Source organism: Enterobacter cloacae complex sp. 382A5 (genome assembly GCF_050031095.1).
GTDB lineage: Bacteria > Pseudomonadota > Gammaproteobacteria > Enterobacterales > Enterobacteriaceae > Enterobacter > Enterobacter cloacae.
Genome location: NZ_JBLGVK010000001.1, coordinates 720,250 through 746,747 on the forward strand (window position 1 = coordinate 720,250; position 26,498 = coordinate 746,747).

The following is a 26,498-nucleotide window of genomic DNA, read 5'->3' on the forward strand; positions in this document are numbered from 1 at the left end:
TGTCAATTATTTGTGAGAGGAATCTATTTGCAGGTGTTCAAATAAGTACTGGAAAACCCCTGCGAACTGGCACTCAAGAGTAGCAATACTTGCGTTTTGCTCCCGACGCGTCACTGAACGCTTTCAGCGGGCGGGTTAACTGTCTACACTCACATCTACAAGAGAGAAGACAGTCAAAACAGGCCGATTCATGATTCTGATAATTTATGCGCATCCCTATCCGCATCACTCCCATGCGAATAAGCGCATGCTTGAACAGGTAAGGACACTCGACAACGTAGAGATACGTTCCCTCTATCAACTTTATCCTGATTTTAACATCGACATCGCCGCCGAACAGGAGGCGCTCACTCGCGCCGATCTGATCATCTGGCAACACCCGATGCAGTGGTACAGCACACCTCCGCTCCTCAAATTGTGGATCGACAAAGTCTTTTCCCACGGCTGGGCGTATGGTCACAACGGGCATGCGCTGAAGGGAAAAAGCCTGATGTGGGCTGTGACCACCGGTGGTGGAGAAAGCCACTTCGATATTGGCTCTTTCCCGGGTTTTGAGGTGCTGGCACAACCGCTTCAGGCGACAGCACTCTACTGTGGTCTTACCTGGCTTCCTCCATTTGCTATGCACTGCACATTTGTTTGTGACGATGAGACGTTGCAGGCGCAGGCTCGTCATTATAAACAACGCTTACTTGAGTGGCAGGAGACGCACAATGGATAGCCATACGCTGATACAGGCGCTGATTTACCTTGGCGCGGCGGCGCTGATTGTGCCCGTGGCGGTTCGCCTGGGGCTGGGCTCCGTGCTGGGCTACCTGATCGCCGGGTGTGTTATCGGACCCTGGGGATTCCGCCTGGTCACCGACGCGGAGGCGATCCTGCATTTCGCCGAAATTGGTGTCGTACTGATGCTGTTTGTCATTGGTCTGGAACTTGACCCGCAGCGTTTGTGGAAGCTGCGCGCCTCAGTGTTTGGCGGCGGGGCGCTGCAAATGGCAGCCTGTGGTCTGCTGTTGGGCGGCTTCTGTATTCTGCTGGGAATGGACTGGAAAGTGGCAGAGCTTATTGGCATGACGCTGGCACTCTCTTCGACGGCGATTGCCATGCAGGCAATGAACGAGCGAAACCTGACCGTTTCACAGATGGGACGCAGTGCGTTTTCGGTGCTGCTGTTTCAGGATATCGCGGCGATTCCTCTGGTGGCGATGATCCCGCTGCTGGCCGCAAGTGGGGCCTCCACCACGCTCGGCGCTTTTGCCCTCTCTGCGTTGAAAGTGGTCGGTGCGCTGGCACTGGTTGTCCTGCTTGGCCGGTATGTAACACGTCCGCTGCTTCGATTTGTCGCCCGCTCGGGGTTGCGGGAAGTGTTCAGTGCCGTGGCGCTGTTCCTGGTGTTTGGTTTTGGTCTGCTGCTGGAGGAAGCCGGGCTGTCGATGGCGATGGGAGCCTTCCTCGCGGGCGTTCTGCTGGCCAGCTCAGAGTACCGGCACGCGCTTGAAAGTGATATCGAGCCATTTAAAGGACTGCTGCTGGGGCTGTTTTTCATCGGGGTCGGGATGTCTATCGACTTTGGCACGCTGGTCACGCATCCACTGCGGATCCTCATCCTGCTGGTCGGTTTCCTGGTCATCAAAATGGTGATGCTGTGGCTGATCGCCCGTCCGCTTAACGTGCCTGGCAGACAGCGTCTTTGGTTCGCCGTGCTGCTCGGACAGGGAAGCGAATTCGCGTTTGTGGTTTTCGGCGCGGCGCAAATGGCCAATGTGCTCGATCCCGAGTGGGCGAAAGCGTTGACGCTGGCGGTCGCGCTGTCGATGGCGGCAACGCCGATCCTGCTGGTGCTGCTGACGCGTCTGGAAAAAAACGGCAGCGAACAGGAACGCGAAGCCGATGAGATCGATGAGGAACAGCCGCGGGTCATCATCGCCGGATTCGGTCGCTTTGGGCAGATCACCGGTCGTTTACTGCTCTCAAGCGGGGTAAAAATGGTCATCCTCGATCACGATCCGGACCATGTGGATACCCTGCGTAAGTTCGATATGAAAGTCTTCTATGGCGATGCAACACGTGTCGATCTGCTGGAATCAGCCGGGGCAGCGAAAGCGGAAGTCCTCATCAACGCGATTGACGATCCCCAGACCAGTATGCAGCTGGTTGAGCTGGTGAAGGAGCATTTCCCGAACCTGACCATTATCTCCCGCGCGCGCGATGTGGATCACTATATCCAGCTGCGACAGGCGGGGGTGGACGCACCCGAGCGTGAAACCTTCGAAGGTGCGCTTAAGTCTGGCCGCATGGCGCTGGAAAGTCTGGGCCTGGGCGCGTATGAAGCGCGTGAGCGTGCGGACCTGTTCCGCCGCTTCAATACCGATATGGTGGAAGAGATGGTGGCGATGGCGGGCAGTACGGCCACAGAGCGTGCGGCGGTGTTTAAACGCACCAGTGCGATGCTGACAGAGATCATTAACGAGGATCGTAATCATCTGTCGCTGGTGCAGCGTCATGGCTGGCAGGGAACGGAGGAGGGCAAGCATACCGGCGATCCGGCGGACGAACCGGAGAGTAAACCTTCCGCGTGAAGTGGAGTTGCCAGCAATATTAAAAAATTTCTCTCTCTTTACCATGCCGCCAGTCGACGAAAGATTAAGCTTTCCGTATAGTGGCGGCAATTTTTTGCATCCGGGAAATTTTCAATGATCAGTCTGATTGCAGCGCTGGCGGTGGACCGTGTTATCGGTATGGAAAATGCCATGCCGTGGAACCTGCCTGCCGATCTCGCATGGTTTAAACGTACGACGTTAAACAAGCCGGTAGTGATGGGCCGCCTGACCTGGGAGTCGATTGGTCGTCCATTGCCGGGCCGTAAGAATATCGTGATCAGTAGCCAGCCAGGCACTGACGATCGCGTCGAATGGGTGAAATCCGTGGACGAGGCGATTGCCGCGTGCGGTAACGCCGAAGAGATCATGGTGATTGGTGGTGGGCGTGTATATGAGCAGTTCCTGCCAAAAGCGCAAAAGCTCTATCTGACGCATATTGATGCGGAAGTGGAAGGCGATACCCATTTCCCGGACTACGATCCGGACGAGTGGGAATCGGTATTCAGCGAATTTCACGACGCGGATGCGCAGAACTCACACAGCTACTGCTTCGAGATTCTGGAACGTCGCTAGTTGATAGACCCTCTCCCGGCCGGGAGAGGGAATTCACTCTCAGGAGGCGACTGCCTCGCCTTCCCCCAGGTCCAGCTGTCGGTTGGACGGCTGCACGAAGTATGTTTTATCTTCCCAGCGTAAGCAGGTTAAATCCCCGCCCCAGCAACAACCGGTATCAAGACCGTAGATCCCTTCCGGCGTGCCTTTCCCTTCTAGCGCGGCCCAGTGGCCAAACACCACGCTGTACTCACTGGTGACCGGCCCGGGAATCGCAAACCACGGTTTAAGCGGTGCAGGTGCGCTCTCCGGCGTCTCTTTTGAGTACATATCCAGTTGCCCGTTCGGGAAGCAGAAACGCATCCGTGTGAACGCGTTCGTGATAAAACGCAGGCGCGCCAGACCGCTCAGATCTTCACTCCAGTGATTTGGCATGTCGCCGTACATGGCATCAAGGAAGAAGGGGTAGGAATCGCTCGCCAGCACGGCTTCTACGTCACGCGCGCAGGTTTTGGCCGTCTCAAGATCCCACTGTGGGGTGATCCCGGCGTGTGCCATGACCAGTTTTTTCTCTTCATCGATCTGCAACAGGGGCTGACGACGCAGCCAGTTGATCAGTTCGTCGGCGTCTGGCGCCTCCAGCAGCGGGGTGAGACGATCTTTCGGCTTATTGCGGCTGATGCCGGCAAAGACGGCGAGCAGATGCAAATCATGGTTCCCCAGCACCATGCGTACGCTGTCGCCCAGCGATTTTACGAAGCGTAAAACCTCCAGGGAGCCTGGCCCACGCGCCACTAAATCGCCCGTCAGCCAGAGAATATCCCGTCCTGGCGTAAAGTCGACCTGTTTTAATAATGCGATCAGTTCATCGTAGCAACCGTGAACGTCGCCAATCAGATATGTAGACATTAGATTAATGAATGAGTGTTGTAACGGCGAGACGGAACACAGGAATAGCAACGCGGAACACATTGCCATCGACGTCGACCATTTCATAATGGCCTTGCATGGTACCCAGCGGTGTTTCAATTACTGCACCGCTGGTGTACTGATACTCTTCGCCAGGGGCGATGTGGGGCTGTTCACCAACCACACCTTCACCCTGAACTTCGATTTCACGGCCATTGCCGTTAGTGATAAGCCAGTAACGCCCGAGCAGTTGCACAGGCATCCGCCCCAGGTTGCGAATGGTCACGGTGTAGGCGAAAACAAAACGTTCTTCGTCGGGTGAGGACTGCGACTCAACGTAAACGCTTTGTACCTGGACACAGACGCGGGGCGAATCAATCATGGCTTAACTCTCCTTCGGCGGCGCATTTTCGCTAATGTAATTAGCCAGTTTACAGTACTGCTCAACAGAGATGTTTTCTGCTCGCATTGCCGGGTCAATGCCCAGTTCGGCCAGCACGTCAACGGTGAACAGATTGCCGAGGCTATTACGGATCGTTTTACGGCGCTGGTTAAAGGCTTCTGTGGTGATGCGGCTCAGTACACGCAGGTCTTTGACCGGGTATGGCATCGTTTTATGCGGCACAAGGCGCACAACCGCAGAGTCGACTTTTGGCGGCGGCGTGAAGGCAGACGGCGGCACTTCGAGTACCGGGATCACATTGCAGAAATATTGTGCCATCACGCTTAAACGACCATACGCTTTACTGTTCGGCCCTGCAACCAGACGGTTTACCACCTCTTTTTGCAACATGAAGTGCATGTCGGCAATGGCATCAGTATAGCTAAAGAGGTGGAACATCAGCGGCGTGGAGATGTTATAGGGCAGGTTACCGAATACGCGCAGCGGCTGACCCATTTTTTCCGACAGCTCGCCAAAATTCATGGTCATGGCATCTTGCTGATAAATCGTCAGCTTCGGCCCAAGGAACGGGTGCGTTTGCAGACGAGCAGCGAGATCGCGGTCGAGTTCGATAACGGTCAGTTCGTCCAGACGTTCGCCGACGGGTTCAGTCAGTGCTGCCAGACCGGGGCCGATTTCAACCATCGCCTGGCCTTTTTGCGGATTAATGGCCGAGACAATACTGTCGATCACGAACTGATCGTTGAGGAAGTTTTGCCCGAAGCGTTTACGGGCTAAGTGGCCCTGATGGACTCGATTAGTCATTGAGTATTAACAATCATTTTGATGGCGAGATTAAGCGCCGTAATAAAACTGCCGTCATCCGCTTTTCCCTGGCCTGCCAGATCCAGCGCAGTACCGTGGTCAACGGACGTTCGAATAAAAGGTAAACCGAGGGTGATATTCACACCGCGGCCAAAGCCCTGGTATTTTAGCACGGGCAGGCCCTGATCGTGGTACATCGCGAGCACGGCATCGGCATTATCCAGGTATTTGGGCTGGAAAAGGGTATCGGCAGGCAATGGCCCGCTCAGGTTCATCCCTTTCGCCCGCATTTCATTCAGCACCGGAATGATGGTGTCGATCTCTTCAGTCCCCATATGCCCGCCTTCCCCGGCGTGTGGGTTCAGGCCACAGACCAGAACGTGCGGCTGTTTAATGCCGAATTTGGTCTGCAGATCGTGATGCAGTATCCCGATGATCTCCCGCAGCAGTTCAGGGGTGATGGCGTCAGGAATGGCCTTAATCGGCAGATGGGTTGTTACCAGAGCCACCCGCATCGCTTCAGTCGCCAGCATCATCACCACTTTCGGGGTGTGCGATCGCTCTTCAAAAAACTCGGTATGTCCGGTGAACGGAATACCGGCTTCGTTAATCACCCCTTTATGCACGGGGCCCGTAATCAGGGCAGCAAATTCACCCTTTATGCAACCATCGCAGGCGCGCGCCAGGGTTTCGACAACATAGTGGCCGTTTTCAGTGCTGAGCTGACCCGGAATAACAGGAGTACGAAGAGGGACGGGAAGAAGCGTGAGCGTTCCGGCTTGCTGCGGTGCAGGCTGCTGGCCTTCAACGTAGGGGATAAGCGTTAAAGGCAGACCGAGCAGTGAAGCCCGGTCTTGTAACAGTGTTGCATCAGCACAGACGACCAGTTCCACCGGCCAGCTACGTTGGGCAAGCTGGACCACGAGGTCAGGCCCAATCCCGGCGGGTTCGCCGGGGGTGATCACAACACGATGCTGTTTCATTAGTTGCTCAGAACTTTCACGTAAGCGCTGGCGCGTTGTTCCTGCATCCAGGTTGCCGCTTCTTCAGAAAACTTACGGTTGAACAGCATACGATAGGCTCTGTCTTTCTGCGCCGCGTCGGTTTTATCAACGTTGCGGGTATCCAGCAGTTCGATCAGATGCCAGCCAAAGGAGGAGTGTACCGGTGCACTCATCTGGCCCTTGTTCAGTTTCATCAGCGCATCGCGGAATGCCGGATCGTAGATATCCGCCGCCGCCCAGCCCAGGTCGCCGCCCTGGTTAGCTGAGCCAGGATCCTGAGAGAACTCTTTTGCGGCATTCGCAAACGACGTTTTTCCGCTCTTAATGTCCGCAGCAATCTGTTGCAGCTTCGCACGCGCCTGATCGTCCGTCATGATCGGTGACGGTTTCAGCAGAATGTGGCGAGCATGAACTTCGGTGACGGAGATGTTCTGGCTCTGACCACGCAGGTCATTGACTTTCAGGATGTGGAAGCCAACACCTGAACGGATTGGACCCACGATGTCGCCTTTCTTCGCCGTGCTCAGCGCCTGGGCAAAGATGGATGGCAGTTCCTGAATACGTCCCCAGCCCATCTGGCCGCCTTTCAGCGCCTGTTGGTCGGCAGAGTAGGTAATGGCCAGCTTGCCAAAGTCACTGCCGTTACGTGCCTGCTCAACGATAGCGCGCGCCTGGCTTTCCGCTTCTGCGGCCTGGTCAGACGTTGGGTTCTCTGGCAGCGGGATCAGAATATGGCTCAGGTTCAGCTCGGTGCTGGCATCGTTCTGGTTGCCCACCTGTTTTGCCAGCGCGTCGACTTCCTGCGGCAGGATGGTGACGCGGCGACGAACTTCATTATTACGCACTTCTGAGATCAGCATCTCTTTACGGATCTGATTACGGTAGGTTGAATAGCTGATGCCATCATAGGCCAGACGACTACGCATCTGATCCAGGGTCATATTGTTCTGCTTAGCGATGTTAGCGATCGCCTGATCGAGCTGCTCGTCAGTGATCTTCACGCCCATTTTCTGCCCCATTTGCAGGACAATCTGATCCATGATCAGACGTTCCAGGATCTGATGGCGCAGCGTTGCGTCATCCGGAAGTTGCTGACCCGCCTGGCCCGAATTGAGCTTCACAGATTTCATCAAACCGTCAACGTCACTTTCGAGCACGACACCGTTGTTAACCACAGCGGCGACCTTATCAACAACCTGGGGGGCCGCGAAGCTGGTATTCGCAACCATAGCGACACCGAGCAGCAGCGTTTTCCAGTTCTTCATACTTTTTCCATTTCAATTAACCGCAAAGCGGATTACGTTGCAAAACAAGCACATTACAAGGAACTGCGGTACGGCAGAATGTTCGAGCGCAGCATCTGCTGCGTGCCCAGGCCGTAGTTGGAGCTCAGGCCGCGCAATTCGACATTAAAGCCAATCACGTTATCGTATTTGCTCTGATTGTTTTGAGTATCCCAGCCGTTAAGCTTGCGTTCGTAGCCGACACGCAGCGCGTAACAGCAGGAGTTATATTGCAGACCAACCATCTGGTCAGCAGGCTTGTTGGCGTTAGTGTCAAAGTAGTAAGCGCCCACAATTGACCAGCGGTCAGCGATTGGCCAACTGGCTGCACCACCCACCTGCGAAATCCCGTCTTTATACTGTTCACTGGTGGCGTAGTTCGGCAATGTTGCCTGAATATATTCCGGGCTGGCGTAACGATAGGTCAACTGCACCATACGATCTTCATCGCGACGGTACTCGACGGCTGCACTGCTGGTCGCAATATTGTCGAGACGCGTATCGTACTGCAGACCCCCGCGTAAGCCCCAGCGATCGGTCATGCGCCAGTAGGTATCGCCCGCCCACACCAGCGAACCTGTTTTGTTGTCTTTCTCCCAGTTGATATTGTCATCACCGGTACGAGACTCGGTGAAATAGTAGATTTGACCAACAGAAACGTTAAAACGTTCAACGGCAGATTCATCATAAACGCGCGTTGTGACGCCGGTCGTTAACTGGTTCGCGGAAGCAATACGGTCGAGACCGCCGTAGGTACGGTCACGGAACAGGCCGCTGTAGTCAGACTGCAGGAAAGCGGAATCATAGTTTTGGATTTTGCTCTGATCGCGATAAGGCACGTACAAATACTGCATACGTGGCTCAAGCGTCTGCGTATACCCATCCGCCAGCAGACCCATATCGCGCTCGAAGATCAGCTTACCGTCCATTTTAAATTGTGGAAGAACGCGGTTCACGGATTCGTCGAGGTCGGTGCCATAACGGTTGTTATACCAGTCCACATTTTTCTGCTGGTAATGGGTCGCCATCAGTTTGGCTTCGGTATTCAGACTCGACCAGTTGTTCGACAGCGGTAAATTGATCGTCGGTTCTAAATGTACACGCGTGGCTTCCGGCATGTCCGAGTTGGTATTGACGAAATGCACTGCCTGAGCGTAGACGCGGGTATCGAATGGACCAACATCGTTCTGATACCAGTTCACATCCAGCTGCGGTTCTGCACCGTAAGTGCTTCGCGTCTGGCTATCAAACACCTGGAATTGCTTCGTCGACACCGTAGCGTTGAAGTTCTGAATGGCATAGCCAACGCTAAATTTCTGCGTGGCGTAGCCATCGGTACTGGAACCGTACTTGGAATCGAAGTCGTTGAAGTAGTAAGGATCGCTGACTTTGGTGTAGTCGACGTTAAAACGCCAGACCTGATCCATGACACCAGCGTGGCGCCAGTAGTACATCCAACGGTGTTTATCACCTTCTGTTGGGTGCTCATCCTGGAAGACCTTATCTGATGGCAGATAATCCAGTTCCATCAAACCGGTACCCGCCTGGGTCAGATAGCGGAACTCGTTTTCCCACATGACGTTGCCGCGCTTATGGATATAGTGCGGCGTGATCGTGGCGTCCATGTTGGGCGCGATGTTCCAGTAATACGGCAGATAGAACTCAAAATAGTTCGAGGTGCTGTATTTGGCATTTGGGATCAGGAAGCCTGAACGACGTTTGTCGCCCACGGGAAGTTGCAGGTACGGGCTATAGAAAACCGGCACCGGGCCGAGTTTAAACCGGGCGTTCCAGATTTCTGCGACCTGTTCTTCACGGTCGTGAATTACCTCACTTCCGACCACGCTCCAGGTATTCGAACCCGGCAGACAAGAGGTGAAGGAACCGTTTTCCAGAATCGTATAGCGGTTTTCACCGCGCTGTTTCATCAGATCTGCTTTACCACGCCCCTGACGACCTACCATCTGGTAATCACCTTCCCAGACGTTCGTATCTTTGGTGTTCAGGTTTGACCATGCTTTCGGACCTTTCAGGATGACCTGATTGTCGTCATAGTGCACATTACCCAGCGCATCCACCGTTCGTACCGGTTCGGCCGCACCTTCCGGCTGCTTCTGGTGCAACTGCACTTCATCTGCCTGCAGGCGGCTATTGCCCTGATTAATATCCACACTGCCCGTAAAAGTGGCATTGTCAGGATAAGTTCCTTTAGAACTGTCGGCAGTAATGGTTACCGGCAAGCTATTGGTATCGCCACTCACCAGTGGGCGATTATAACTTGGGACGCCAAGCATACACTGCGAGGCAAGATCGGCCGCCAGCCCCTGTTGACTGTACAGGGCGGTGCCAATCATTGTGGCCAGGAGGGTGGGGATACGTTTTTTCATACGTTATATTTTAGTGTTCCGTCATCAGTGGCTACGGCTTACAAACGCTCAGAGACTATCTTACTCATCAGCGCAGTACCAGCGTTAATCCTGCCCGTTTGCGTGCCAGAGTGTTAGGCTCGCTATCGAATGACGAGTATGATAATGCAAATTATAGGCGATGTCCCTCAATTGACCGTGGCTCGACCACTGTAATGATGGCGTTGCGTCGACAAGGGACATGACTATCCGGGGAGTATATGCAGTATTGGGGTAAAATCATCGGCGTTGCGTTCGCCATCATCATGGGTGCCGGGTTTTGGGGCATCGTACTTGGCCTGATTATTGGCCATATGTTCGATAAGGCACGCAGCCGCAAAATGGCGTGGTTCGCCAACCAGCGCGAGCGTCAGTCCCTCTTTTTCTCCACCACCTTTGAGGTGATGGGGCACTTAACCAAATCAAAAGGGCGGGTGACGGAAGCCGATATTCAGATTGCCAGCGTATTTATGGACCGCATGAATCTGCACGGGGAATCTCGTGTGGCGGCGCAAAATGCGTTTCGCATCGGTAAATCGGATAACTATCCGCTGCGCGAAAAAATGCGTCAGTTCCGCAGTATCTGTTTCGGCCGTTTTGATTTAATTCGGATGTTTCTGGAGATCCAGATTCAGGCGGCGTTTGCCGACGGGTCTCTTCATCCGAATGAACGCGATGTGTTATACGTGATCGCCGAAGAGCTGGGGATCTCCCGCATGCAGTTCGACCAGTTCCTGCGCATGATGCAGGGCGGCGCACATTTTGGTGGCGGCTATCAACAGCATCAATCCTCTGGCGGCGGCTGGCAGCAGGCGCAGCGTGGCCCGACGCTGGAAGACGCCTGTAACGTGCTTGGCGTGAAACCTTCGGATGATGCAACAACCATCAAGCGTGCCTATCGTAAGCTGATGAGTGAACATCACCCGGATAAACTGGTCGCGAAGGGCTTACCGCCAGAGATGATGGAGATGGCGAAGCAAAAAGCGCAGGAAATCCAGAAAGCGTACGAGCTGATAAAAGAGCAGAAAAATTTCAAATAAAAAATGGCCCGACACAGTCGGGCCATTTTTTTTAGAAGTCCACCGGGGCTTTAAACGTCATTGCGTTGCCAAACGCCGGGTGGGTGATGGTGAGCGTCTGGGCATGAAGCTGCAGACGCGGCGCTGAAGCCAGCGCCTCCGGGGGGGCGTAAAAACGGTCTCCCAGAATCGGATGCCCCAGTGCGAGCATATGCACACGCAGCTGATGTGAACGCCCGGTAATGGGCTTAAGCAGCACGCGTGCGGTGTTATCCGGCGCGTACTCCAGCACTTCATACTCGGTTTGCGCGGCCTTGCCCGTCTCATAGCACACCTTCTGCTTTGGTCGATTTGGCCAGTCGCAAATCAGCGGCAGATCCACCAGCCCTTCCGCCTGCGCGGGATGGCCCCAGACGCGTGCGACATATTGCTTTTTCGGCTCACGCTCGCGGAACTGACGTTTGAGTTCACGTTCAGCCGCTTTGTTCAGCGCCACCACAATCACGCCGCTGGTTGCCATGTCCAGGCGATGAACGGACTCCGCCTGGGGATAATCACGCTGAATACGTGTCATCACGCTGTCTTTGTGCTCATCCAGACGCCCCGGCACGGACAACAAGCCGCTTGGCTTGTTGACCACCATAATGTGTTCATCCTGATAAAGGATAACCAGCCACGGGTCTTGCGGCGGATTGTAAGGCTCCATCACCATCTTGTGCTCCGTTTACTGATGCGTCACAACAATAAGACGCAGGGCATCCAGACGCCAGCTTGCCTGATTCAGGCTTTCCAGCACCTGCTGACGGTTGCTCTCAATCGCGGTCAGTTCGTCATCACGGATGTTTGGGTTCACCGCTTTTAACGCTTCCAGACGAGACAGCTCTGCAGACAGTTTCTCATCGGCTTCCTCGCGAGCGGCATCAATCAGCGTCCTGGCCGCTTTTTCGATCTGCGTTTCACCCAACTGCAGAATGGCGTGCACGTCCTGTTGTACGGCGTTGACCAGTTTGCTGCCCGTGTGGCGGTTTACTGCGCTCAGCTGGCGGTTGAAACTCTCGAATTCAACCTGTGCAGCCAGGTTGGTGCCGTTTTTATCCAGCAGCAGACGCACTGGCGTTGGCGGCAGGAAGCGGGTGAGCTGCAGCTGTTTCGGCGCTTGCGCTTCCACAACATAGATCAGCTCAACCAGCAGCGTACCAACGGGTAATGCTTTGTTTTTCAACAAGGAAATCGTGCTGCTACCCGTGTCGCCGGAAAGGATCAGGTCGAGGCCGTTGCGGATCAACGGGTGTTCCCAGGTGATGAACTGCGCGTCTTCGCGAGACAGCGCCACGTCACGCTCAAAGGTGATGGTGCAACCATCCTCCGGCAGGCCCGGGAAATCCGGAACCAGCATATGATCGGATGGGGTCAGCACGATCATGTTCTCGCCGCGATCGTCCTGGTTAATCCCGACGATGTCGAACAGGTTCATGGCGAAGCTGATCAGGCTGGTGTCGTCATCCTGCTCCTCAATGCTTTCGGCAAGCGCCTGCGCTTTTTCGCCACCGTTGGAGTGGATTTCCAGCAGGCGGTCACGTCCCTGCTCCAGCTGCGCTTTCAGAGCCTCATGCTTTTCGCGACAGGATTTGATCAGCTCATCAAAACCGTCCGTATTTTCCGGCGCTGCCAGGTAACCGATCAGATCCGTATGCACCTGATCGTAAATGGTGCGTCCCGTCGGACAGGTATGTTCGAACGCGTCCAGACCTTCGTGGAACCAGCGTACCAGCACCGACTGAGCGGTTTTTTCCAGGTAAGGGACGTGGATCTGAATATCATGCGCCTGACCGATACGGTCCAGACGGCCGATACGCTGTTCCAGCAGGTCTGGGTTGAACGGCAGATCGAACATCACCAGGTTGCTGGCGAACTGGAAGTTACGCCCTTCAGAACCGATTTCAGAGCACAGCAGAACCTGTGCGCCGCTGTCTTCTTCACTGAACCAGGCCGCGGCGCGGTCACGCTCGACAATGGACATGCCCTCGTGGAACACGGCGGCTCGAATACCTTCGCGCTCGCGCAGAACCTGCTCCAGCTGCAGCGCGGTGGCCGCTTTGGCGCAGATCACCAGCACTTTCTGTGAACGATGAGCCGTTAAGTAACCCATCAGCCATTCAACACGCGGGTCGAAGTTCCACCAGGTTCCGGTATCGCCTTCAAATTCCTGATAAATCTGCTCCGGGTAGAGCATGTCGCGCGCACGTTCTTCCTGGCTTTTGCGCGCCCCCATAATGCCGGAGACTTTTATTGCCGTCTGATACTGCGTCGGCAGCGGCAGCTTGATGGTATGCAGTTCGCGTTTCGGGAAGCCCTTCACGCCGTTACGGGTGTTACGGAATAGCACGCGGCTGGTGCCGTGGCGGTCCATCAGCATATCGATCAGCTCTTTACGCGCGGATCCCGCGTTGTCGCTGTCACTGTTGGCTGCCTGCAGCAGCGGCTCAATATCCTGTTCGCCAATCAGATCGCTCAGGGTGTTGAGTTCGTCATTCGAGAGGCGTTTGCCCGCCAGCAGCATGGCGACAGCATCGGCAACCGGGCGGTAATTATTCTGTTCTTCGACAAACTGCTCAAAGTCATGGAAACGGTTTGGATCGAGCAGGCGCAGACGGGCGAAGTGGCTCTCCAGCCCCAGCTGCTCCGGCGTAGCGGTCAGCAGCAGGACGCCCGGCACGCGCTCGGCAAGCTGTTCAATCGCCATGTATTCACGGCTCGGTGCCTCTTCGCTCCAGACCAGGTGGTGCGCTTCGTCGACCACCAGCAGATCCCACTCTGCGTCGCACAGATGCTCAAGACGCTGCTTGCTGCGGCGCACGAAGTCCAGGGAGCAGATGACCAGTTGTTCGGTTTCAAACGGGTTGTCTGCGTCATGCTGGGCTTCGGCGTAGCGCTCGTCGTCAAACAGCGAGAAACGAAGGTTAAAGCGGCGCAGCATCTCAACCAGCCACTGGTGTTGCAGCGTTTCCGGTACCACGATCAGCACGCGCTCGGCGGCGCCAGAGAGCAGTTGTTGATGCAGGATCATACCGGCTTCAATGGTTTTACCGAGGCCCACTTCGTCTGCCAGCAGTACGCGAGGCGCATGACGACGGCCAACGTCATGGGCGATATTCAGCTGATGAGGGATCAGGCTGGTGCGTTGACCACGCAGGCCGCTCCACGGCATGCGGTACTGTTCACTCTGGAATTTACGTGCGCGATAGCGCAGGGAGAAGCGATCCATACGGTCGATTTGCCCGGCAAACAGGCGATCCTGCGGCTTGCTGAAAACCAGTTTGCTGTCGAGCAGCACTTCACGCAGGATGACATTGCTCTCGTCAGTGTCGAGGCGAGTCCCAATGTAGGCGAGCAGACCATTCTCTTCTTTTACGTCTTCAACCTTTAGCTGCCAGCCGTCGTGGCTGGTCACGGTGTCACCTGGATTGAACATCACGCGGGTAACAGGGGAGTCATTGCGAGCGTACAGGCGGTTTTCACCGGTAGCAGGGAAAAGGAGGGTGACCATGCGTGCATCGACTGCAACCACGGTTCCCAATCCAAGTTCGCTTTCTGTATCGCTGATCCAGCGTTGACCAAGTGTAAAAGGCATATATGTTCGGCTCTAATCTTTAATTGCAGGCAATAGTTCAACCACCGTCAAAAAAGACGGTCATCGAAAAATGGGTCCGGGAGTGGAAAGGGCGCTATGGTACTGGATGGCAGCGATTTCGTCACGTGTCAAAATAGGCCAAGTTGCCCTGTCACTAGTGTAGCAAAATCGTCGTCAATGAACGGCAAAATTCCATCCGCGACGGGCTGAAGCTGGCGCGTCAGGTAGTGGTCGTAGTCCAGCGCAGAGTGTTGATAATCCACGGGCTCTGGCCCGTTTGTCGTCCAGACATACTTAATGGTGCCCCGGTTCTGATACTGCGGGGCGCGCCCCCGACGGACGTTCTCTTCATCCGCCAGACGCGCGGCGCGGACGTGTGGCGGAACGTTACGCTGATACTCGGCCAGCGGGCGGCGCAGGCGTTTGCGATACACCAGCTGGTTGTCGAGCTCGCCGGCCATCAGGCTGGCTATCGTCTCGCGGACGTAGTCCTGATAAGGCTCATTACGAAAGATCCGCAAATAGAGCGTTTGCTGGAACTGCTGAGCCAGCGGAGTCCAGTCTGTGCGCACCGTCTCCAGCCCTTTAAACACCATGCGTTGCTTTTCACCTTCCTGAATCAGTCCGGCGTAGCGTTTCTTGCTGCCCTGATCGGTTCCACGGATAGTGGGCATTAAAAAGCGGCTGAAATGGGTTTCATACTCCAGCTCTAACGCACTGGTTAACCGCTCTTTTTGCAAATGCGCTTGCCACCAGTCGTTCACGAAGGCCACCAGCTGTTTGCCAATTCGCGCGGCTTCCTCTTCGGCGTGCGCGCCCTTCAACCAGACGAAGGTGGAGTCGGTATCGCCATAGATCACTTCATAGCCCTGGGATTCGATCAGCGCCTTTGTCTGGCGCATGATCTCATGCCCGCGCATGGTGATAGACGAGGCGAGACGCGGGTCGAAGAAGCGACAGGCGCTGGTGCCCAGCACACCGTAAAAGGCATTCATGATAATTTTCAGCGCCTGAGAAAGCGGCTTGTTGCCGTGGCGCTTGGCCTCGTCGCGCCCGTGCCAGATCTGCCCCACGATCTCCGGCAGGCAGTGTTTCTCCCGTGAGAAACGCGCCCCCAGAAACCCGCCGGTGCTGTGCGTATCGTCCGGCTGCGCCATCCCCTCTACCAGCCCCACCGGATCAATCAAAAAGGTGCGGATAATCGAGGGGTAGAGGCTTTTGTAGTCCAGTACCAGCACGGAGTCATACAGTCCCGGCCGGGAATCCATCACGTAGCCGCCAGGGCTTGCCTGCGGCGGCACGTCCCCCAGGTTCGGTGCGACGTAGCCTGCCCGGTGCATGCGGGGAAAGTACAGATGGCTGAATGCCGCCACGGAACCGCCGTGCCGATCAGCGGCAAGACCGTTCACTGTGGCGCGTTCCAGCAGAAAAGGCATGATCTCGGTTTTGTGGAAAATCTGCGTAACCAGCTCACAATCTTTCAGGTTATAGGTGGCAAGTGCCGGTTTGTCTTCGTTGAAGCGGCGGTCGATCTCATCCATTCGGTCCCACGGATTATCGATGGATTTCCCTTCCCCCAGCAGCTCCTGCGCCACTGCCTCCAGCGAGAAGGAAGAGAAATTCCAGAATGCGGATTTCAGCGCCTCGATGCCGTCGATAATCAGGCGACCGTTGGCCTGTGCGAAGAAGACGCCGTTTTTGAAACCGTGCTCGCGCCATTCCAGTTCGCTATGACCCCGCCCAAGCATGAGCGGGATGCGGTAACGCTCGGCGTGTTTTTGCAGTACCCGCAGGTCGAACTGCACCACATTCCAGCCGATCAGGACATCGGGATCGCGATCGGCAAACCACTGGTTCAGTTTTTCCAGCAGTTGTGGCCGGCTGTTGACGTACTCCAGTCGGAAGTCCAGCGCGGAGGCATCACCATTCGGTGGCCCGAGCATATAGACAACCCGGTCGCCGCAGCCTTCAAGACCAATACAGTACAGTTCACCGTGACGGGTGGTTTCGATGTCCAGTGAGACCCATTTCAACGGCGGACGGTAGTGCGGGTTGGGTTTCAGACGGGCGTTAATCAGCCCGCCGTTGTGCGCTGTGCCATCAACCCAGACAGGGGCGGTAATAAACCGCTCCATCAAGAAACGTTCCGGGGGACGAATATCGGCTTCGTACAGGGTGACGCCCGCCTCGCGCAGCAGTTTTTCATAGCGCATCAGCTGGCGATGGGCGCGACAATAGAGGCCAGAAACCGGCTGGCGATGGAAATCCTTCAGCCCAAGTGGCGTGATGCGCCAGTTGTTTTCACCGCGCAGTAGCTGCTTTACTTTGTCGATGTGGGCTTCAGGAATAAATGCCACGGACTCCTGTGGCGGCAGGGTAACGCGCAGCGGGCCGTTGTCCGTCGCCAGCCAGAACTCCACCTCTGTTCCCTGAGGCGTATCCCGCCAGTGTCGGGTCAGTAAAAAACCTTCTTGCGCCTGCGTCACGCCGTTATCCCATAAAACAAAACCAGGCCTGATTATAGCCTGGTTAGCGGTTTTATGCTGGGTTTATATACAGTTTATTGCCCGTAATAGGCTTTTGCACCGTGCTTGCGCAGGTAGTGTTTGTCCAGCAGCGTCTGTTGCATATCCGGCAACTGTGGTGCCAGTTGACGACAGAAGATGCCCATATAGGCTACCTCTTCCAGCACAATCGCGTTATGCACTGCATCCTCCGCATTTTTGCCCCACGCAAACGGGCCGTGAGAATGCACCAGCACCCCAGGCATCTGTGCTGCGTCGATTCCCTGTTTTTCAAAGGTTTCGACAATCACATTGCCGGTTTCCCACTCGTACTCACCGTTGATTTCCGCATCGGTCATCAGGCGGGTGCACGGGATGGTGCCGTAAAAGTAGTCTGCGTGCGTGGTACCGGTAGCCGGGATGGACTGGCCTGCCTGCGCCCAGATAGTCGCATGACGCGAGTGGGTATGCACAATGCCGCCGATGGTCGGAAATGCCTGATACAGCAGGCGATGGGTGGGGGTATCGGAGGAGGGTTTTTTCTTCCCTTCCACCACTTCACCGGTTGCAATGCTGACCACAACCATATCGTCAGCGGTCATCACCGTATAATCCACGCCGGAAGGCTTGATGACGAACACCCCTTTTTCGCGGTCAACGGCGCTGACGTTGCCCCAGGTCAGGGTCACCAGATTATGTTTAGGCAGCGCCAGGTTGGCTTCGAGTACCTGGCGTTTGAGATCTTCTAGCATTGTTGTCTCCCGCCGGATGGCGCTTCGCTTATCCGGCCTACACAATCGTAGGCCCGGTAAACGCAGTGCCACCGGGCACGTCGTACTTAACGTTTCGAACCGTAATAGACTTCATTCCAGCGCAGCGCGTCTTTAAACGCGGGCAGGCGGGTATCGTTATCGATCACGGTCAGTTCGATATCGTGCAGTTCAGCGAACTGACGCATATCGTTGAGATCCAGCGCGTGACTGAAGACGGTATGGTGTGCACCACCGGCGACGATCCAGGCTTCGGAGGCGGTTGGCAGATCGGGCTGCGCTTTCCACAGGGCGTTGGCGACCGGCAGTTTTGGCAGCGCGTGTGGCGTTTCAACCGCATCCACACAGTTCACCAGCAGGCGGAAACGATCGCCCAGGTCGATCAGGCTGGCGTTGATGGCCGGGCCGGTACGGGTGTTGAAGATCAAACGTGCCGGATCCGCTTTGCCGCCAATGCCGAGATGCTGCACGTCGAGGATCGGTTTCTCTTCGACGGCAATGGACGGGCACACTTCCAGCATGTGTGAACCGAGTACCAGGTCGTTGCCATTTTCGAAGTGGTAGGTGTAGTCCTCCATAAAGGAGGTGCCGCCCTGCAGACCGGTTGACATCACTTTCATGATGCGAAGCAGAGCGGCAGTTTTCCAGTCGCCTTCGCCCGCGAAGCCGTAGCCCTGCTGCATCAGACGTTGTACTGCCAGACCCGGCAGTTGTTTCAGACCATGGAGATCTTCAAATGTCGTGGTAAAGGCGTGGAAGCCACCCTGTTCCAGGAAGCGTTTCATCCCCAGTTCAATGCGCGCCGCGTCCAGCACGTTCTGGCGTTTGTCACCCTTCACCTGCGCCGCTGCGGTGAGGCGGTAGCTGCTTTCGTATTCGTCAACCAGCGCGCTCACGTCGCCATCGCCGATCTCATTGACGACCTGCACCAGGTCACCCACGGCCCAGGTGTTCACGGAAAAACCGAACTTGATCTGCGCGGCAACTTTATCACCGTCGGTGACTGCCACTTCACGCATGTTGTCGCCAAATCGCACCACTTTCAGATGGCGGGTATCCTGTTTGGAAACGGCCTGACGCATCCAGGAGCCGATGCGTTTCTGCGCATGTTGATCCTGCCAGTGTCCGGTCACTACGGCGTGCTGCTGACGCATACGGGCGCCGATGAAGCCGAACTCACGGCCGCCGTGTGCGGTCTGGTTCAGGTTCATAAAGTCCATATCAATGCTGTCCCATGGCAGGGAGGCGTTGAACTGGGTATGGAATTGCAGCAGCGGTTTGTTGAGGATAGACAGACCGTTGATCCACATTTTGGCGGGTGAGAAGGTGTGCAGCCACACCACCAGACCCGCGCATTTATCGTCGTAGTTCGCGTCACGGCAGATATGGGTGATCTCATCCGGCGTCGTGCCCAGCGGCTTCAGCACCAGTTTGCATGGCAGTTTGGCCTCAGCATTCAGCGCGTTCACGACGTGTTCCGCATGTTTCGTCACTTGTTGCAACGCTTGCGGTCCGTATAAATGCTGGCTGCCAATCACAAACCACACTTCATAATTATCAAAAATGGTCATCGTCGTGTCCTTAATGGGTCAGGGTTGCCGTCGTATCCGCGGTGTGTTTTGACGGGGCGGCGACAGGGAGATAGTGAAGTTCGGCGCTTTTTGCCCATTGCTGGTAGCGCTGATAAAGCTGTTCAAAGCGTTGCGCCTGTTGAGCACGCGGCTGAAGGGTATTTTCGACCGCGCTTGCCATATGCTGCTGTGCAGTCGGGATATCGGCGTGTACGCCCGCGGCAACGGCGGCGAAAATAGCCGCACCCAGCGCGCAGCATTGATCGGACGCGACAATCTGCAGCGGACGGTTCAGCACGTCGCAGCAGGCCTGCATGATCACCGGGTTTTTACGGGCGATACCGCCCAGCGCCATGACGTTATTGACGTCAATGCCCTGTTCGGTGAAGCACTCCATAATCGCGCGCGCGCCAAAGGCGGTAGCTGCAATCAGGCCGCCAAACAGGGCCGGGGCATCGGTCGCCAGATTGAGATCGGTGATAACACCTTTAAGACGCTGGTTGGCAAATGGCGTACGGCGGCCGTTGAACCAGTCGAGCACCACCGGCAGGTGTTCAAGAGACGGATTTTTCGCCCACGCGGCGGTGAGCTGGGGCAGCAGCTGTTTCTTACTCTCGGCAATCTGGGTTTTCAGTTCCGGGTGCGCGGTCGCCAGCTGGTCCAGCGGCCAGCCCAGTACCCGACCAAACCAGGCGTAAATATCGCCAAACGCAGACTGCCCGGCTTCCAGACCGATAAAGTCCGGCACCACGCTGCCGTCGACCTGTCCGCAGATACCTTTCACTGCGCGGTCACCGACGATGGCCTTATCCGCCGTCAGGATGTCGCAGGTGGAGGTGCCGATCACTTTCACCAGCGTATTGGGTTGGGCGCCAGCGCCCACCGCGCCCATATGGCAGTCAAACGCACCGCCGGAGATTGCCACGTTTTGCGGCAGGCCCAGGCGTGTTGCCCACTCTTCACAGAGCGTGCCCACCGGAATATCGGCGGTAAAGGTGTCGGTAAAGAGCGGGTACTTCAGGCTCTTGTTGATAATCGGATCGAGTTCATCGAAGAAGGCTGCCGGTGGCAGACCGCCCCAGCTTTCATGCCATAGCGATTTATGCCCGGCGCTGCAGCGGCCGCGGCGAATATCCTGCGGGCGGGTGGTACCCGAGAGCAGGGCAGGAACCCAGTCACACAGTTCAATCCACGATGCGGCTGCCTGTGCAACCGCTGCGTCAGCGCGGGTGACATGCAGGATCTTGGCCCAGAACCATTCACTGGAATAAATTCCGCCGATGTAGCGCGAATAGTCGGTTTTGCCCGGCTGGTGGCACAACCGGGTGATGGCTTCGGCCTCTTCGACGGCGGTATGGTCTTTCCACAGCACAAACATGGCGTTCGGGTTGTCGGCGAACTCAGGACGCAGCGCCAGCACCCGGCCTTCCGCATCCACTGGCGCGGGGGTAGAACCGGTGCTGTCTACGCCAATCCCAACCACCTCTGCACGCTGGGCGTCAGTCAATTCTGCCAGCACGGTTTTGATTGCCGCTTCCATCGACTCGATGTAGTCGCGTGGATGGTGACGGAACTGGTTGTTTGGCGCATCGCAGTAGCGCCCCTCTTGCCAGCGTGGGTACCACTCAACGCTGGTTGCTATCTCCTGGCCGGACGTACAGTCCACTGCCAGGGCGCGAACCGAGTCGCTGCCAAAATCGAGGCCAATCGCAATTGCCATGGTGTTGCTCCATCAGAAAACAGGTATGAGAGAACATTAGAGACTGGGGGCGAAAATCGTCAGGCAGGATCCGCTAATCTTATGGACTAAATTGCTGTTGAGATGGAAAGTGTGACGCCGTGCAAATATTCAATGTGGACATTTCTGCCGCACTTATAGACACTTTTGTTACTGCTTATCTGCCCACTCTGGCGGAGAAATCAGGGGGGAAGGCTGAAACATGGCGGACGTAAAAGAGACGTGATGCTTTTTGGATCTCGTCGCAGGCCATTTTTATACGGCTTTTAACGATATGGACAATTGGTTTCCTTCAGTACCGTCGGGAGAACTGAATCTATGGCCGAAACGCAAAACGATCCCTTACTGCCGGGTTATTCGTTTAACGCCCACCTGGTGGCGGGGCTGACCCCTATCGAGGCTGAGGGATATCTCGATTTTTACGTTGACCGTCCGCTTGGGATGAAAGGGTACATTCTGAACCTGACCGTGCGTGGGGAAGGGATAATCAAAAACAACGATCAGCAGTTCGTCTGTCGTCCCGGTGATATGCTGCTGTTTCCGCCTGGCGAGATCCACCATTACGGGCGTCATCCGGATGCCAAAGAGTGGTATCACCAGTGGGTCTACTTCCGCCCCCGCGCCTACTGGCAGGAGTGGCTTTCGTGGCCAGCCATTTTTGCACACACCGGTTTTTACCGCCCGGACGACGCTCATCTGGCCCAGTTCCGCGAGCTGTTTGCCCAGATCATAGAGGCAGGGCAGGCCGGTGGGCGCTACGCTGAGCTGCTGGCGATTAATTTGCTTGAACAGGTGTTACTGCGCCGGATGGAGGCGATTAACGCGTCGCTTAATCCGCCGCTGGATAACCGTGTGCGTGATGCCTGCCAGTACATCAGCGACCACCTGGCCGACAGCCAGTTTGATATCGCCAGCGTGGCCCAGCATGTCTGCCTGTCGCCGTCGCGGCTATCGCATCTGTTCCGGCAGCAGTTGGGTGTCAGCGTGCTGAGCTGGCGCGAAGATCAGCGCATCAGCCAGGCGAAACTGCTGCTCAGCACCACCCGGATGCCCATTGCCACCGTCGGGCGCAATGTGGGCTTTGAAGATCAGCTCTATTTTTCCCGCGTATTTAAAAAATGCACTGGTGCCAGCCCCAGTGAATTCCGGGCGGGATGTGAATAAACGGTAAAAAAAGATAAACAAGCAGGTGAACAACGGAAGCAACCTGTAAACTATTCAGACAATTGTTGTCTTGACGCGGTGCAGGGCGCTAAGCAGAATCCCTGATTCGTTTTCTGACCGGAATAGTTATGCAGGCATTGCTGGAACATTTTATTACCCAGTCCGTTATGTATTCGCTTATCGCCGTTGCGCTGGTGGCGTTTCTGGAATCGCTGGCGCTGGTTGGGCTGATCCTGCCTGGTACGGTGATGATGGCGGCGTTGGGCGCGTTGATTGGCAGCGGTGAGGTCAATTTCTGGCAGGCATGGCTGGCCGGTATGATCGGCTGCTTACTGGGCGACTGGATCTCCTTCTGGCTGGGCTGGCGTTTCAAGAAGCCGCTGCACCGCTGGTCTTTTATGAAGAAGAACAAAGCGTTGCTGGATAAAACCGAGCATGCGTTGCATCAGCACAGCATGTTTACGATCCTCGTCGGACGCTTTGTCGGGCCAACGCGTCCGCTGGTGCCGATGGTCGCCGGGATGCTGGATCTGCCCGTCGCAAAATTCGTTTTGCCGAACATTATCGGCTGCGTCTTCTGGCCGCCGTTCTACTTCCTGCCGGGGATCCTGGCGGGGGCGGCAATTGATATTCCTGACGATGTGCAGAGCGGTGGCTTTAAATGGTTATTGCTGGCAACAGCGCTGCTGTTATGGCTCGCTGCATGGTTGTGCTGGCGGCTATGGCGCAGCGCGAAAGCGAATGTCGATCGTCTGACGCGCTATCTGCCTCGCTCGCGCTTGCTGTGGCTGGCGCCGCTGACGCTGGGCGTTGCCATCGTGGCGCTGATCGCGCTGATTCGCCACCCGCTGATGCCAGTGTACGGTGAGATCCTGTTGAAGGTGGTCAGCCGTTAAGGATCCCCAGCAGGTGCGACGCGCTTGCTTTACCACTCATCAACTCTTCGGTTTCACCATCCCACACGATCCGACCCTCCGCGATCACCACCGATCGCGGGGCGATGCGTGCGGCATCTTCAATACTGTGTGACACCATCAGCATCGTCAGTTGCTGACGCTGGCAGACCTCCTGTACCAGGGCGAGCATCTCCTGACGCAGCGCGGGATCGAGTGCAGAGAAGGGCTCATCCAGCAGCAGTATCGGCTGCTCGCGAACCAGACAGCGAGCCAGCGCCACGCGCTGACGTTGTCCGCCAGAGAGCTCTCCGGGGAGCCGGTCAATAAACGTGGTAATGCCCATCTGCCCGGCAATAATTTCCAGCTTCTGGCACTGTGCGTCGTTCAGTTTCAGCCCCGGATCCATACCCAGCGCGATGTTTTGCCGCACCGTCAGATGGGTGAATAGGTTATTTTCCTGGAACAGCATCGAGACCGGACGCCTGGCGGGCGGGGTGTAGGTATGGTCGTTGTTTTCAATCATTATCGACCCGCTTGCCGGTTGCAGAAAACCGGCAATCAGATTGAGTAAGGTACTTTTCCCTGCCCCGCTTGGGCCAAGCACGGCAATCATCTCACCCGGGCTTACCGACAGGCTGAAACGCATAGGCAGGTGTTGGTAGAGCCAGGTGACATCAGTCAGTTTTAACATTGCGCCCCGGAAGTTTTTCGATAACGGTAAATAAGGCAAAGCACAGCAACAGCAGCAACAGCGCCGTGACGGCCCCCTCCTGGCTGCGGTAGGAGCCGATCTGCTGATACAACCAGTATGGCAGCGTGCGGAAATCTTCATTGCCAAAGAGCGCCACCACACCAAAGTCACCAATGGAGAGCACACAAGCGAAGGCCAGCGCCTGAGCAAGCGGGCGTTTCAGCGCTCGCAGTTCAACCACCTTTAACCGGCGCCAGCCCTGTATACCAAGCGACTGACACAGCAAAGCGTAACGGCTGTTAACGTCGCGCATGGGGTTTTCCAGCACCTTCAGCGCATAGGGAATGGCCATCAGGGCGTTGGTAAAAATCACGATTCCGTCGGCGCTTTCCGGCAGACCAACCGTACTGTTGAACAATAAAAAGAAGCCGGTTGCCAGGACGATGCCCGGCATTGCGAGGATTAACATCCCCGTCAGCTCCAGCGCTTGTCCGGCTTTGCGCGCCTGGCGCGCATAAAGTTCGCGACTGCTCCACAGCAGCATCATGGTCAGCACGACACACAATAGCCCGGCAGCCAGTGCGATGCGCAAGGATGTCCAGGTCGCCTGCCAGAGGACGGGCTGTTGCAACACGGAGACGAGGTTAAGGTTAACGCCATCGACGATGACGGCCATCAGCGGTGGCAGAAGCAACAGCAGGGCCAGTACGATCAACATCACATCCGCGATTCGGCTGTGCAGGCTGTCCTGTGGATCGCGCCAGCCTGTAATCTGATGACTGCCCGGTGGAATGGCTTTGCTCAGACGCTGACTCAGCAGGACCAGCACAAGACAGCACAGCATCTGTACCAGAGCCAGAAGCGCAGCGCGGCCGGGGTCGTAGTCGTAACTCAGCGCCTGGTAAATCGCCAGTTCGATGGTGGTCGCCTGTGGTCCACCACCAAGAGAAAGCACGGTGGCGAAACTGGCAAAACAGAGCATGAAGATCAGCGCCGCAACCGGAGGGATTTGACGGCGCAGCCACGGCCATTCGACAAAGCGGAAGAATGACCAGCCGCGCATACCCAGCTGTGCCGCAAGCTGACGCTGCTCGCCGGGGATAGCCTCCAGCGCCTGTAAAAAAAGCCGGGTCGCCATGGGCATGTTGAAAAAGATGTGCGCCAGCAGAATACCTTTGAGTCCGTAAGGGGAGAAGGTCCACTCCAGACCAAGCAGGTTAAAGAGGGCGGCCAGCCAGCCCTGACGACCATACACGCTCAGGATCCCAAATACCGCCACCAGGACGGGCAGGATCAGCGTCATGGCACACAGTCTCAACAGCGCCTCCCTGCCGGGGAAGCGTCTGCGGTAGAGCGCCCGCGCAAGAAAAATGGCCGGGATCACCGACAGCAGGGCAGAGAGAAACGCCTGCCAGAAAGAGAACCGGATGACGTGCCAGAGATAGCTGTCGTGCCAGAGAGAGAGCAGATCACTCTCCGGCGCGTTAAACCACAATGCCAGAAAAGCACCCAGACTGACCGCCACCATCACTACCGCGGCGAGCAGTCCGGGAAATAACCAGCCGGGAATTAGCGGCTGACGGCGCGTTGCCATTCACTTACCCATGTTGCTCGCTGCGCGGCGACCTGCTGCGGCGTAAACTCCAGCGAGGTTTGCGGTTTGGTCAGTTGCTCAAAGCCAGCAGGTAGCGTCACGTTGGTCACCGGATACATCCAGTTACCCGTTGGGATCGCATTCTGGAACGCCGGGGAGACCACGAATTTCAGGAACTTCTCGGCCAGTTCCGGCTGCTTGCTGGCGGCAGTGCGGGCAGCCACTTCCACCTGCAGATAATGACCTTCAGCGAAATCAGCGGCGGCGTAATTGTCTTTCTTCTCGGCGATAATGTGATAAGCCGGGGAGGTGGTGTAGCTCAGCACCAGGTCGCTCTCCCCTTTCAGGAACAGGCCATAGGCTTCGCTCCAGCCTTTGGTGACGGTCACGGTTTTGGCGGCCAGCTTCTGCCACGCCTCCGGCGTTTTATCACCGTATACCTTCTGCATCCACAGCAGCAGCCCCAGACCCGGCGTGCTGGTGCGCGGATCTTCATAAATCACGCGCCATTTCTGGTCGCTTTCCACCAGCTCCTTCAGGCTTTTCGGCGGATTCTTCAGCTTGTTTTTGTCATAAACAAACGCAAAATATCCGTAATCGAACGGCACAAAGGTGTCGTTTTTCCAGCCGCCCGGCACGTTAACCGCATCTGCCGCTACGCCGCTTTTGGCGAACAGTTTCGTTTGCGAGGCCGCATCCAGCAGGTTGTTATCCAGGCCGAGTACCACGTCGGCCTTGCTGTTTTTACCTTCCATACGCAGACGGTTAAGCAGCGAGACGCCATCTTCCAGCGCCACGAATTTCAGTTCGCAGTTGCAGTCGGCTTCAAAGGCTTTTTTGACGACCGGGCCTGGGCCCCAGTCGGCTGAAAAGGAGTCGTAGGTGTAGACCGTCAGGACGGGTTTTGCGAAAGCAGGTAGCGCAAACAGCGCCAGCAGGGGAAGCACTTTTTTTAACACT

21 protein-coding genes are annotated in these 26,498 nt (G+C 56.2%); 6 read left to right on the forward strand and 15 right to left on the reverse strand.

Translation table 11 applies throughout. From position 1 onward, the window contains the following. Positions 1-190 precede the first annotated feature (190 nt). The 3 genes from kefF to folA all read left to right on the forward strand — a co-directional run bounded on the left by kefF (position 191) and on the right by folA (position 3,173). Complete coding sequence (gene kefF, locus ACQG2G_RS03445) at positions 191-721, forward strand: glutathione-regulated potassium-efflux system oxidoreductase KefF (protein WP_023620041.1); 531 nt, start codon at positions 191-193, stop codon at positions 719-721. Continuing rightward, complete coding sequence (gene kefC / locus ACQG2G_RS03450; protein WP_045902534.1) at positions 714-2,579, forward strand: glutathione-regulated potassium-efflux system protein KefC; 1,866 nt, start codon at positions 714-716, stop codon at positions 2,577-2,579. The genes kefF and kefC overlap by 8 nt, the downstream gene beginning before the upstream one ends. 114 nt (positions 2,580-2,693) lie before the next feature. Next, on the forward strand, positions 2,694-3,173 hold the full coding sequence (folA, locus tag ACQG2G_RS03455) for a type 3 dihydrofolate reductase (protein ID WP_008502023.1): 480 nt from the start codon (positions 2,694-2,696) through the stop codon (positions 3,171-3,173). 39 nt (positions 3,174-3,212) lie between these two features. On the opposite strand, the gene apaH is transcribed toward folA, so the two are convergent. The 6 genes from apaH to lptD are packed head-to-tail and all read right to left on the reverse strand — an operon-like array spanning position 3,213 to position 9,942. Further along, on the reverse strand, positions 3,213-4,061 hold the full coding sequence (apaH, locus tag ACQG2G_RS03460; RefSeq protein ID WP_013095538.1) for a bis(5'-nucleosyl)-tetraphosphatase (symmetrical) ApaH: 849 nt from the start codon (positions 4,059-4,061) through the stop codon (positions 3,213-3,215). 4 nt (positions 4,062-4,065) lie between these two features. Beyond that, positions 4,066-4,443, reverse strand: coding sequence for a Co2+/Mg2+ efflux protein ApaG (gene apaG, locus ACQG2G_RS03465; protein WP_013095539.1), 378 nt, complete (start codon positions 4,441-4,443; stop codon positions 4,066-4,068). A 3-nt stretch (positions 4,444-4,446) separates the two neighbouring features. Continuing rightward, positions 4,447-5,268, reverse strand: a complete 822-nt coding sequence (gene rsmA / locus ACQG2G_RS03470; protein WP_013095540.1) for a 16S rRNA (adenine(1518)-N(6)/adenine(1519)-N(6))-dimethyltransferase RsmA — start codon at positions 5,266-5,268, stop codon at positions 4,447-4,449. Beyond that, positions 5,265-6,251 carry a 4-hydroxythreonine-4-phosphate dehydrogenase PdxA gene (pdxA, locus tag ACQG2G_RS03475; RefSeq protein ID WP_061772597.1) on the reverse strand — a complete coding sequence of 329 codons (987 nt, stop codon included), beginning with the start codon at positions 6,249-6,251 and terminating at the stop codon, positions 5,265-5,267. Before pdxA ends, rsmA begins: the two co-directional genes overlap by 4 nt. Further along, positions 6,251-7,537 carry a peptidylprolyl isomerase SurA gene (gene surA, locus ACQG2G_RS03480; RefSeq protein WP_013095542.1) on the reverse strand — a complete coding sequence of 429 codons (1,287 nt, stop codon included), beginning with the start codon at positions 7,535-7,537 and terminating at the stop codon, positions 6,251-6,253. Before surA ends, pdxA begins: the two co-directional genes overlap by 1 nt. Before the next feature lie 53 nt (positions 7,538-7,590). Further along, positions 7,591-9,942 (reverse strand): LPS assembly protein LptD, encoded by a 2,352-nt coding sequence (gene lptD, locus ACQG2G_RS03485; protein WP_045902536.1) that lies wholly within the window; start codon positions 9,940-9,942, stop codon positions 7,591-7,593. Between the two features lie 239 nt (positions 9,943-10,181). Between lptD and djlA the strand changes: the two genes are divergently transcribed. Then, a complete protein-coding gene (gene djlA / locus ACQG2G_RS03490; RefSeq protein WP_013095544.1) occupies positions 10,182-11,000 on the forward strand; it encodes a co-chaperone DjlA in 819 nt (272 codons plus the stop codon). A 31-nt stretch (positions 11,001-11,031) separates the two neighbouring features. On the opposite strand, the gene rluA is transcribed toward djlA, so the two are convergent. From rluA to araB, 6 genes are all read right to left on the reverse strand, one after another. Then, positions 11,032-11,691: a bifunctional tRNA pseudouridine(32) synthase/23S rRNA pseudouridine(746) synthase RluA gene (rluA, locus tag ACQG2G_RS03495; RefSeq protein ID WP_020688480.1), complete on the reverse strand. Its 660-nt coding sequence runs from the start codon at positions 11,689-11,691 to the stop codon at positions 11,032-11,034. A 12-nt stretch (positions 11,692-11,703) separates the two neighbouring features. Beyond that, positions 11,704-14,610, reverse strand: a complete 2,907-nt coding sequence (gene rapA, locus ACQG2G_RS03500) for an RNA polymerase-associated protein RapA (protein ID WP_045292756.1) — start codon at positions 14,608-14,610, stop codon at positions 11,704-11,706. Between the two features lie 128 nt (positions 14,611-14,738). Next, complete coding sequence (polB, locus tag ACQG2G_RS03505) at positions 14,739-17,096, reverse strand: DNA polymerase II (RefSeq protein WP_061772598.1); 2,358 nt, start codon at positions 17,094-17,096, stop codon at positions 14,739-14,741. A gap of 74 nt (positions 17,097-17,170) precedes the next feature. Further along, on the reverse strand, positions 17,171-17,866 hold the full coding sequence (araD, locus tag ACQG2G_RS03510; protein ID WP_013095548.1) for an L-ribulose-5-phosphate 4-epimerase: 696 nt from the start codon (positions 17,864-17,866) through the stop codon (positions 17,171-17,173). Between the two features lie 86 nt (positions 17,867-17,952). Next, positions 17,953-19,455, reverse strand: a complete 1,503-nt coding sequence (araA, locus tag ACQG2G_RS03515) for an L-arabinose isomerase (RefSeq protein WP_020688483.1) — start codon at positions 19,453-19,455, stop codon at positions 17,953-17,955. Positions 19,456-19,465: 10 nt separating this feature from the next. Then, positions 19,466-21,175, reverse strand: a complete 1,710-nt coding sequence (gene araB, locus ACQG2G_RS03520; protein WP_248078609.1) for a ribulokinase — start codon at positions 21,173-21,175, stop codon at positions 19,466-19,468. A 336-nt stretch (positions 21,176-21,511) separates the two neighbouring features. Here araB and araC point away from each other — a divergent pair, with 336 nt between their 5' ends. Further along, positions 21,512-22,357, forward strand: a complete 846-nt coding sequence (araC, locus tag ACQG2G_RS03525) for an arabinose operon transcriptional regulator AraC (protein ID WP_013095551.1) — start codon at positions 21,512-21,514, stop codon at positions 22,355-22,357. A gap of 128 nt (positions 22,358-22,485) precedes the next feature. After that, a complete protein-coding gene (locus ACQG2G_RS03530) occupies positions 22,486-23,253 on the forward strand; it encodes a DedA family protein (protein ID WP_057071069.1) in 768 nt (255 codons plus the stop codon). Here ACQG2G_RS03530 and thiQ read toward each other — a convergent pair. From thiQ to thiB, 3 genes are read right to left on the reverse strand one after another with little or no spacing between them, the layout of a single operon-like run. Beyond that, complete coding sequence (gene thiQ, locus ACQG2G_RS03535) at positions 23,243-23,944, reverse strand: thiamine ABC transporter ATP-binding protein ThiQ (protein WP_061771514.1); 702 nt, start codon at positions 23,942-23,944, stop codon at positions 23,243-23,245. The genes ACQG2G_RS03530 and thiQ overlap by 11 nt on opposite strands. Beyond that, positions 23,928-25,538 (reverse strand): thiamine/thiamine pyrophosphate ABC transporter permease ThiP, encoded by a 1,611-nt coding sequence (gene thiP, locus ACQG2G_RS03540; protein ID WP_045292748.1) that lies wholly within the window; start codon positions 25,536-25,538, stop codon positions 23,928-23,930. Before thiP ends, thiQ begins: the two co-directional genes overlap by 17 nt. Next, entirely contained in the window at positions 25,514-26,497 is a 984-nt protein-coding gene (gene thiB / locus ACQG2G_RS03545; RefSeq protein ID WP_061771513.1) for a thiamine ABC transporter substrate binding subunit, read from the reverse strand. The genes thiP and thiB overlap by 25 nt, the downstream gene beginning before the upstream one ends. Position 26,498: the final 1 nt, after the last annotated feature.